Below are 10,090 nucleotides of genomic sequence, written 5' to 3' on the forward strand. Positions count from 1 at the left end.
AATTTCTTTTAACATTGTTGGTAAGTGTCCTTCCTTGGCTTGGAATGGATTCGATTTGGGTTCCCTCACCCCCAAACCAAACTAAAAAGGTATCGCATGAGTAACTTTACCCCTGCGCAGCAGCGCAAAGCCCTTTTTCTATTAGTTCTGTTCCACCTGATCATTATTGCCTCGAGCAATTACTTGGTTCAGCTTCCTTTTACCGTCTTTGGTTTCCACACTACGTGGGGCGCATTTACGTTTCCTTTTATCTTTTTGGCTACTGACCTGACCGTACGTATCTTTGGTGCTCAATTGGCGCGTCGCATTATCTTCTTAGTGATGTTGCCTGCATTAGCGGTCTCTTATGGACTATCCGTCTTATTCTACGAAGGCGCATTCCAAGGTTTTAGTCAGTTAGGTGAGTTTAATCTGTTTGTTGCACGTATTGCTATCGCTAGTTTTATGGCTTATTTACTTGGTCAGATTTTGGATGTGCAAGTATTTAACCGACTGCGCCAGTTAAAGCAGTGGTGGGTTGCACCGACGTGTTCGACACTATTTGGTAATGCACTAGATACTATCGCTTTCTTCGCTATTGCTTTCTACCAAAGCCCAGATCCGTTTATGGCTGAGCATTGGACGGAAATTGCATTAGTCGACTATGGCTTTAAATTGGTGATTAGCTTAGGCTTGTTTGTGCCTATGTATGGTGTGTTACTCAACTACTTAGTGAAAAAGCTCACAGCAGTGAATCCAGACTTCAAAGTCGCTGGCGCTAACTGACTCTAAAGCAAAATAAAAAGCCCGAGGGGACGATCCTTCGGGCTTTTTCGTTTTTGTCTAATCTCAATACTCAATTATTGAGAGCGGCCAACCAATATCACTTTGGCGGTTCGCTTCAATTTCAAGTTCTGCAGCAGTCAAAGGGTTGTTTTTAAGCCACTGCGCTTTAAGTGTTAGGGTTAGCTTGTCGTCGCTAGAGCTTACCGTAATGTTAGGTTCAAGCTCTGGATTACGTCGGTGAGTCAGCAGCACAGCCAAGCGCAGTAGGCGTAAAACTCGTTTAGCACTGGTGCTTGAAAGTGCGTGCTGTTCTGGAAGTGAAGTCAGTTGTTCGCGATAGCGACGAGTCAGTTCACCTAACAAGTGCTTTTGCGCGCGTGTATAGCCAGGCAAGTCAAGGTTTTGCAATAGGTAGGCACTATGTTCGCCCCCCTTTTTGAAATCGATAGTCAAACCAATTTCATGCAGCTTGGCTGCCGTTTCAAGCAGTACTCTACCGTGGGGCTCAGCAATCCAATCTGATTGGCACTCAGCCAGTAACTTGACTGCCATAGCTGCAACTTGCTGTCCGTAAGTGACATCCATTTGGTAGCGGCTTTGAACGCTACAGATAGTGCGGGCGCGAATATCGTCTTGCTTTAGTTCATCGACCATTTCATACACTAAGCCTTCGCGCAGTGCGCCGCCTGCCAACGTCATCGAATCAATCTCAAGTAGCTCAAAAATAGCGATGAGAATAGACAGGCCACTAGGGAAAACTAAAGCACGTTCTAGTGTCAGTCCTTCTATTTCTAGCTCTTCAAGGTGATCAGCCAGCATCGCTTGTTTCTGTAGGCGCTTCAGTTTGGCGTGGGTAATAACCTCATCCATACCTTGTGCCAGCATGATTTCTTGTAGTGCCTGCACCGTACCAGATGCACCCACACACACATCCCATCCAATCTTTGTGTATTGCTCTAAGATTGGTTGGAGAGTTTCTTTGGCGGCTTGTATGGCATGGTTGAAGTTGGTGATCGTCAACTGGCGATCTTTAAAATGGCGCTCAAGCCAAGTTACACAACCCATTTTCAGACTGGTTAGTGCTTTGGCTTCAAAACCTTCGCCAATGATCAGTTCGGTGCTAGCTCCACCAATATCAACCACCAAACGCCGACCACTACCACCAGAGGTATGTGCGACCCCTTTATAGATAGTGGCCGCTTCTTCTTCACCACAAATTACTTCAATTTTGTGACCAAGGATCTGATTAGCTTTTTCAAGAAACACATCCACATTGGTTGCTGTGCGCAGAGTCGCGGTACCAACAATGCGGATATTCTCTTTTGGGATATCTTGAAGTCGTTCTGCAAATAGACTTAAGCAGTCCCAACCGCGTTGCATGGCTTCAAGACTTAGAGCGTTGTTTTCGTCTAAGCCTGCCGCAAGGCGAACTTTGCGTTTGATTTTAGCCATGGTTTGTACGCTGCCATCAATGTGACGCACAACGAGCATATGAAAACTGTTCGACCCGAGGTCGATGGCTGCGTAAAGCGGAGATGAAACTGCTTGGCCCATAAACGACTTAAGAATCCTTTTGCTGACGCTGGCGAGAGCGGTTGTTATTACGACGATTTCCCGAACGAGAACCACCAGTATTAGTACGACGTTGTTGCGGACGGCTAGAACGCATACGGATTGGTGCTGGTAGATCTTCAATCAAGGCACTTGGGTCGTAGTCAGAGACTGGGATTGTGTGTTCGATGTATTCTTCAATTGGCGGAAGATTGATCGCGTAATCTTCACAAGCAAAGCTAATTGAGTGACCACTTGCACCCGCACGACCAGTACGACCAATGCGGTGTACATAGTCTTCGCAGTCATCAGGAAGGTCAAAGTTGAACACATGCGTCACTTGTGGAATGTGAAGACCACGAGCAGCAACGTCTGTTGCAACTAATAAATCGACTTCGCCTTTAGTGAATTGCTCTAAGATACGTTCGCGCTTCTTCTGCGGTACGTCGCCAGTCAACAGACCAACACGATGGCCGTCAGCCGCTAGGTGACCCCAAACAGACTCACATTTATGTTTCGTGTTAGCAAAGATGATTGCTCTTTCTGGCCACTCTTCTTCAATGAGAGTTTGTAGTAGCCCCATCTTATGTTCGTTTGAAGGGTAGAACAGCTCTTCTTGAATACGGTGACCAGTTTTTACGTCAGGCTCGACAACAACATGCTCAGGGTTGTGCATGTGTTCAAACGCCAGCTCTTGAACGCGGTAAGAAAGTGTAGCCGAGAACAGCATGTTCAAGCGTTCTTTTGGTTCAGGCATACGACGGAACAAGAAACGAATGTCTTTAATAAAGCCAAGATCGAACATGCGATCCGCTTCATCAAGCACAACTGCTTGAATGTGGTTAAGGTTAAACACACGTTGCTTGTAGAAGTCGATAATACGACCTGTGGTGCCGATCAGAACATCGACACCGCCTTCAAGCTTGGCAAGCTGCTTATCGTAGCTCTCGCCACCGTAGGCAAGCGCGGCTTTAATGCCCGTGCTAGCGACTAACGACTCGGCATCGTTGTAAATCTGAATCGCCAATTCACGTGTCGGCGCCATGATAATCGCACGTGGCTGATTTGGCTTACGACCTTCGTGTTCAGAAGTCGTCAGTAAGTGATTAAAAGTAGCAGTCAGGAAAGCGAGTGTCTTCCCTGTACCCGTTTGGGCTTGGCCTGCGATGTCTTGGCCGGTGAGCAGTACCGGCAACGCCAAAGCTTGGATAGGGGTACAAAATTCAAACCCTTTGTTGTCCAAACCTTCTGTAATTTGAGGGTGTAATCCCAAATCGGCGAACTTTTGCTCTGTGATATGCGTCTTTTTCATTGCTATAGAATATCAGCTAAAGCTTGCAATACGAAAGTAAATACATTCCAATAGGGCATCTATTTACTGGTTATCATCCAACCAGTTTCAAAAAACACATTGGAGTGGAAGATGAGTGATAAGATTTTGCAGCTTACTGATGACGGTTTTGAGAACGACGTAATCAATGCTGCAGGCCCTGTACTAGTGGATTTTTGGGCAGAATGGTGTGGTCCTTGTAAAATGATTGCTCCTATCCTGGACGAAATTGCAGATGAGTACGAAGGCAAGCTCACTATCGGTAAACTAAATATCGATCATAACGCAGGTACTCCACCTAAGTTCGGTATTCGCGGTATTCCAACGTTACTACTATTTAAAGATGGTAATGTTGCAGCAACTAAAGTTGGTGCACTATCTAAGACTCAACTAAAAGAGTTCTTAGACGCCAATCTATAAGTCGTATATAAGCAAGCCGTGCAATTTGAATAAATGCACGGTTTTGTTTTTGAAGCCTAACAAAATCTAGACTAGGCTAGTATTTAGTGCTAATTTATCGCACGTTAAATAAACAAGTTTCTCTTCTTGGTCGATCCTGTGACCAAATTCATCTTAACTAAATAACAGATCCTATTTTGACTAAAAAAGTATCCACCACCATGAATCTAACAGAACTGAAGAATAGACCTGTGTCTGATCTTGTAAAACTTGGTGAAAGCTTAGGCCTTGAAAACCTAGCTCGTCTAAGAAAACAAGACATCATCTTCGCTATCCTTAAAGCTCACGCGAAAAGCGGCGAAGACATTTTTGGCGACGGGGTTCTGGAAATACTTCAAGACGGTTTTGGCTTCTTGCGCAGTGCAGACAGCTCTTACTTGGCAGGCCCAGATGACATCTACGTATCTCCAAGTCAGATTCGCCGTTTCAACCTTCGTACAGGTGACTCAATTGCCGGTAAGATTCGTCCACCAAAAGATGGTGAGCGATACTTTGCTCTATTAAAAGTCAATACAGTTAACGATGACAAACCAGATAACGCGCGCAACAAGATTTTATTTGAAAACTTGACGCCACTACACGCAAACGAGCGTATGGTGATGGAGCGTGGTAACGGTTCGACAGAAGATATTACAGCACGTGTTTTAGACTTGGCATCACCAATTGGTAAAGGCCAGCGTGGCCTGATTGTTGCTCCGCCTAAAGCCGGTAAAACAATGCTGCTGCAAAATATTGCACAGAGTATTGCTTACAAGCACCCAGAGTGTGAGCTAATGGTACTTCTTATTGATGAACGTCCAGAAGAAGTTACCGAAATGCAACGCCTAGTGAAAGGTGAAGTGGTTGCATCTACATTTGATGAGCCAGCTTCTCGCCACGTACAAGTTGCTGAGATGGTGATCGAGAAAGCTAAGCGTCTTGTTGAACACAAGAAAGACGTGGTTATCCTACTTGACTCTATCACTCGTCTTGCTCGTGCTTACAACACAGTTGTTCCATCATCAGGTAAAGTTTTGACAGGTGGTGTAGATGCCAATGCACTACATCGTCCAAAACGTTTCTTCGGTGCGGCACGTAACGTAGAAGAGGGTGGCAGCTTAACCATTCTTGCGACAGCGCTAGTAGATACTGGTTCTAAGATGGATGAAGTTATTTACGAAGAGTTTAAAGGTACAGGTAACATGGAAATTCACCTGAACCGTAAGATTGCTGAGAAGCGAGTCTTCCCAGCTATCGACTTCAATCGCTCTGGTACTCGTCGTGAAGAGCTACTGACTAAGAACGAAGAGCTACAGAAGATGTGGATTCTACGTAAGATTGTTCATCCAATGGGTGAGATCGACGCGATGGAGTTTCTGATCGACAAGCTAGCAATGACTAAGACTAACGATGAGTTCTTCGATGCGATGCGTCGCCAATAGTCATTCGAATATTTGATAAAACGCCACCTTTTTAGGTGGCGTTTTTGTTTGCATTATCAATTGATAGCGCGCACAATGGTGCAATATGTTACAAGGAGGTTAACATGCAACAAGGAATGTTGTCGTCGGTACTCCTCCTGTCTATTGCACTTCTTACCGGAGTACCTGCCGCCGCTACAACTGAGATGGAACCTCAGCGTGTTGAGCAATGGTTACAAGAATCTCAAGTTCACGATAAAGTCTCTGAACTACTTCAGTATGTTGTTGAAGACGATACTGATGGTCTTAATTTTGCGTTACAAAGGTTCGCACTTCCCGTACAAGAAGTCTCTCGTTATTTACTGCTCAAGAAGATCGAAGATCAAAACTTAATTCTGACACCTAAAATGGCTCTGTTTATTGAGCAGCAACAGTCGATGGTACCAACATATCAAGTGTTAGAAAGAGGGGATGGCTACGAGTTTACTGTTCCGGCTTTTAATTACCCGGCTATCGCCAGTCGCTTGCTCAAACAATGGCGGCAAGATCAGTCGACCTTGGCGTTTGTTCTCGATGCTGAGCGTGGTGAGTTAGTTCTAAAAGATTGGCTCACGGGCAGTGACTATCAGGTGCAAACGCGTGAAGTGTTACTGATCCGTGAACTTGATAGCCTTTCTCCAGAAGCAGTTAATACACTAGCTGAGCAACTTACCAAAGCAGCTGTAGTCAGTTGGTTGCCTTCATCTCAGGTGATGGTTAGATTGGCGCAAGTGAGTGAAAACCCTGACGTATACAAACTGCTTTGGCTTATGAAAGCGGACTTTAATAGTGAGTCAGAACTTGTGCGTCTCGCGAAAGTGGCTGACAACTTCTCTTTAGTGCAAGTGATGCAAGCTTCGAATAATCCGAGTTTAAAAGAACGAGCGATTACCGAACTGACGAAAGTCAGACCGATGTCGAATGAAGTGAAAGAATTTCTTATCACTCGTATGGCGGCATCAGATGATGCTAGGTTTATTGCTGGAGAGCTTGCACGCCAAGGTTACTCTTCGTGGTTAGAGGAACTAGCAAGCAGCAATAAAACTGTAAATAGCCGCGCCATTTTAAGCGTAATTGGCCAGTAAAATGATGACATATAACCACACGAAAAAGAGGGATCGAATGATTCCTCTTTTTGTTATACTGCCTGCAGATTAACCAGCCCATAATTAGGTCTATGAGTTTTAAGGATTTACGCGACTTTGTCGCTCACCTAGAAAAAGAAGGGAAGCTGAAACGCATCTCTCATCCGGTTGACCCCGACTATGAAATGACGGAAATCAGCGACCGTACCCTAAGGGCTGGTGGACCAGCTCTACTATTTGAAAACCCAATTGGGTATGACATGCCAGTGCTAACCAACCTTTTTGGTACACCTGAACGTGTAGCAATAGGCATGGGACGGCAAAACGTCAAAGAGCTGCGTGAAGTGGGCAAACTGCTGGCTTATCTAAAAGAGCCAGAACCACCAAAAGGTTTTAAAGACGCACTAGATAAACTGCCAGTCTTTAAACAAGTATTGAATATGCCTGCTAAGCGTCTACGCAAAGCACCTTGTCAAGAAATTGTCTGGCAAGGTGAAGAGGTCGATTTAGACAACATTCCCGTAATGAGTTGCTGGCAAGGTGATGTAGCACCGTTATTGACTTGGGGGCTTACTGTTACTAAAGGTCCTAAGAAAAAGAGGCAGAACCTCGGTATTTACCGTCAACAAAAAATCGCCAAGAACAAAATCATCATGCGCTGGCTTGCTCATCGTGGTGGGGCATTAGATTTACGTGATTGGATGGAAACTCACCCGGGAAAACCTTTCCCTGTCTCTGTAGCATTTGGTGCAGATCCGGCAACCATTCTTGGTGCCGTTACACCCGTACCAGATACCTTATCTGAGTATGCATTTGCAGGTTTGCTACGTGGCAAGAAAACAGAAGTTGTTAAGTCTGTAAGTAACGATTTAGAAGTGCCAGCCAGTGCAGAAATCGTAATGGAAGGTTATATCGATCCTGATGAGTTTGCCGATGAAGGTCCTTATGGTGACCATACCGGGTATTATAACGAAAAAGAAAAGCATCATGTTTTCACCATTACTCATATTACGATGCGTAAAAAGCCTATCTATCACAGTACATACACTGGTCGCCCACCAGATGAGCCGGCAGTACTTGGCGTTGCTCTCAATGAAGTGTTTGTGCCGATTCTGCAAAAGCAGTTTCCTGAAATAGAAGACTTCTACCTACCACCAGAAGGGTGTTCATACCGTATGGCGGTAGTAACGATGAAGAAACAATATCCAGGCCATGCCAAAAGGGTCATGATGGGGGTATGGTCTTTCTTACGCCAATTCATGTACACCAAGTTTGTGGTTGTGTGTGATGAAAAGGTTGATGCGCGTGACTGGAATCAAGTAGTGGCAGCAATGACCGAACATATGGATCCGGTAAGGGATACCTTATTTATCGAGAATACCCCAATTGATTCATTGGATTTTGCTTCTCCAGTCGTTGGTCTAGGCTCGAAAATGGGGCTAGACGCAACAGTCAAATGGGATTCTGAATTGGTTGGTTCAGAGCAAGTAATGAAGCATCACACTCAATTGAGTGACGCAGAGATCACTGCCTTTATTGAGCAGAACCCAGAAGTTTGTGATATCTACATGCCACCTGCGGCTAAACATAATAGTTTTGCTGTAGTGACCATGAATAAACAACACGCAGAGCAATCTCAGCAGTTGGCTGAAAAAGTTGAGCAGTTCCTCGTAGAACGTGGTGAGCCCAAATTTATTGTTGTTTGTGATTATGATGTCAATGCCAACGATTGGAACGACATTATCTGGGCGATAACGACTCGGATGGATCCTGCACGAGATACTAAGCAGGTCATTGCCGCAAAAAAAAGCGCTGGTCGACTAGTATTAGATGCAACGAACAAAGTTGAGGGTGAGGAAGTGGTCAGAGAATGGGGCACACCTATCAAGAAAGATCCTCAACTTGTGGCAAAAATCGATACGATGTGGGATAAGTTGGGTATTCTATGAATTACTCAGTCATCTTGTTGCCAGATAACATAGAATTCGAAGTACAAGATGGACAAACGGTGTTGGAAGCGGCGCTCAACAATAATATTCGCTTTCCTCACCGATGCCAGGTCGGTGCATGCGCTGCCTGTTTGTGTCGTAAACTAGAAGGAACAGTATCTTATCACCTTGAACCTATGCTCACAGAGAAAGAGCAGCGCCAAGGATGGATATTTGCTTGCCAAGCCTTCGCAGAAAGTAAATTAGTACTTACTTTTTAAGAGTAAGTAAGAGGAACACCATGACTATTCAATGTAAAGTAAAGTCAATCCAGCCTTTGGCTTGCAATACTTACCAAATTTTATTACACCCACAAAGGCCAGTGAGTTTTAAAGCTGGTCAGTATCTAATGGTCGTAATGGGTGAGAAAGACAGAAGACCATTTTCTATCGCAAGTAGCCCATGTCGCCATGAAGGTGAACTAGAACTGCATATTGGTGCCGCAGAACATAATGCTTACGCTCATGAAGTTGTCGAAGCAATGAAAAACGCGCTTGCGCAAGGTAGTGAGATCACTATCGACGCACCACACGGTGATGCTTGGGTACAAGAAGATAGTGAGCGGCCGATCCTCCTTATCGCAGGTGGCACCGGCTTTAGTTATGTTCGCTCAATTCTCGATCATTGCATTGCTCAAAACAAAACGAACCCTATCTACTTATACTGGGGTGGGCGCGATGAACGCCAGCTATACGCTAAACCAGAATTAGAAGAGATCGCGGCGAATAATCGTAATGTTCAGTTTGTACCTGTAATCGAAGAAGCACCTACTGAGTGGCGAGGAAAAATAGGTAATGTGCTGCAAGCGGTTGATCAAGACTTCGATTCGCTAGCTGAGTATGACATTTATATAGCTGGACGCTTTGAAATGGCGGGCGCTGCGCGTGAACAATTTACCTTAAATAAGCAAGCGCTAGCCGAAAGAATGTATGCCGATGCTTATGCTTTTATATAAAGCCTGAAGAATAAGGTCAAAAAGGGAGCGTTTTGTTCCCTTTTTTTATGCTTTTGCATACTAATTCAACGAACGGTCTTTTTTTCCAATTTTATTTGAAAAAGGGCTTGCGCTTAAATCTGAACTCCCTATAATGCGCATCCACTGACACGGCAGACGCCACAAGGCTTCAGCGATAAGTCGGTAGGATGAATAAGACAATTTAGCCACTTAACTTCTTCAAAAAAGATTTTAAGAAAAACTTCAAAAAAGTGTTTGACACTGAAGTCTGAATCGCTAAAATGCACGTCCACTTTGAGAGAAAGCGCTAACGCTGAGTTCTTAAAGAAAAGCTCTTTAACAATATAAACCTATCAATCTGTGTGGGCACTCGTTGATGATAATCCAAATGGTTTCTTCGGAAACAATTTAGGTTTCAATGAACTGAGTGACCAATTTGATAACTTCGGTTATCGAGCACAGTCAATTCATTATCGTTCTGTTGGAACGATAATAGCTTTAAAATTACACAGTAGTTT

The 10,090-nt window shown here is 44.5% G+C and carries 9 protein-coding genes; 7 read left to right on the forward strand and 2 right to left on the reverse strand.

Going from position 1 to position 10,090, the window contains the following annotated elements; translation table 11 throughout:
- Positions 1–96 precede the first annotated feature (96 nt).
- Entirely contained in the window at positions 97–765 is a 669-nt protein-coding gene (locus ZX61_RS20235) for a 7-cyano-7-deazaguanine/7-aminomethyl-7-deazaguanine transporter (RefSeq protein ID WP_049846407.1), read from the forward strand.
- 63 nt (positions 766–828) lie between these two features.
- Here the strand turns inward: ZX61_RS20235 and gppA are convergent, their stop codons facing one another.
- Together gppA and rhlB are read right to left on the reverse strand one after the other, a co-directional pair.
- A complete protein-coding gene (gene gppA, locus ZX61_RS20240) occupies positions 829–2,319 on the reverse strand; it encodes a guanosine-5'-triphosphate,3'-diphosphate diphosphatase (RefSeq protein ID WP_049846408.1) in 1,491 nt (496 codons plus the stop codon).
- A gap of 7 nt (positions 2,320–2,326) precedes the next feature.
- Entirely contained in the window at positions 2,327–3,628 is a 1,302-nt protein-coding gene (gene rhlB / locus ZX61_RS20245; protein ID WP_049846409.1) for an ATP-dependent RNA helicase RhlB, read from the reverse strand.
- 111 nt (positions 3,629–3,739) lie between these two features.
- Between rhlB and trxA the strand changes: the two genes are divergently transcribed.
- The 6 genes from trxA (at position 3,740) to fre (ending at position 9,572) form a co-directional block, all read left to right on the forward strand.
- Complete coding sequence (trxA, locus tag ZX61_RS20250) at positions 3,740–4,066, forward strand: thioredoxin TrxA (RefSeq protein WP_004745500.1); 327 nt, start codon at positions 3,740–3,742, stop codon at positions 4,064–4,066.
- Positions 4,067–4,266: 200 nt separating this feature from the next.
- The gene (gene rho, locus ZX61_RS20255; RefSeq protein WP_049846410.1) at positions 4,267–5,526 is read left to right on the forward strand and encodes a transcription termination factor Rho; all 1,260 of its coding nucleotides are present in this window, start codon (positions 4,267–4,269) and stop codon (positions 5,524–5,526) included.
- Positions 5,527–5,630: 104 nt separating this feature from the next.
- Positions 5,631–6,629, forward strand: a complete 999-nt coding sequence (locus tag ZX61_RS20260; RefSeq protein WP_049846411.1) for a hypothetical protein — start codon at positions 5,631–5,633, stop codon at positions 6,627–6,629.
- Positions 6,630–6,721: 92 nt separating this feature from the next.
- Positions 6,722–8,578, forward strand: coding sequence for a 4-hydroxy-3-polyprenylbenzoate decarboxylase (ubiD, locus tag ZX61_RS20265; RefSeq protein WP_049846412.1), 1,857 nt, complete (start codon positions 6,722–6,724; stop codon positions 8,576–8,578).
- Positions 8,575–8,838 carry a 2Fe-2S iron-sulfur cluster-binding protein gene (locus ZX61_RS20270; protein WP_049846413.1) on the forward strand — a complete coding sequence of 88 codons (264 nt, stop codon included), beginning with the start codon at positions 8,575–8,577 and terminating at the stop codon, positions 8,836–8,838. Before ubiD ends, ZX61_RS20270 begins: the two co-directional genes overlap by 4 nt.
- Before the next feature lie 20 nt (positions 8,839–8,858).
- Entirely contained in the window at positions 8,859–9,572 is a 714-nt protein-coding gene (gene fre, locus ZX61_RS20275) for an NAD(P)H-flavin reductase (RefSeq protein ID WP_049846414.1), read from the forward strand.
- Positions 9,573–10,090: the final 518 nt, after the last annotated feature.

The organism is Vibrio sp. VPAP30 (assembly GCF_001188205.1).
In the GTDB taxonomy this organism is placed as follows: Bacteria; Pseudomonadota; Gammaproteobacteria; order Enterobacterales; family Vibrionaceae; genus Vibrio; species Vibrio bivalvicida.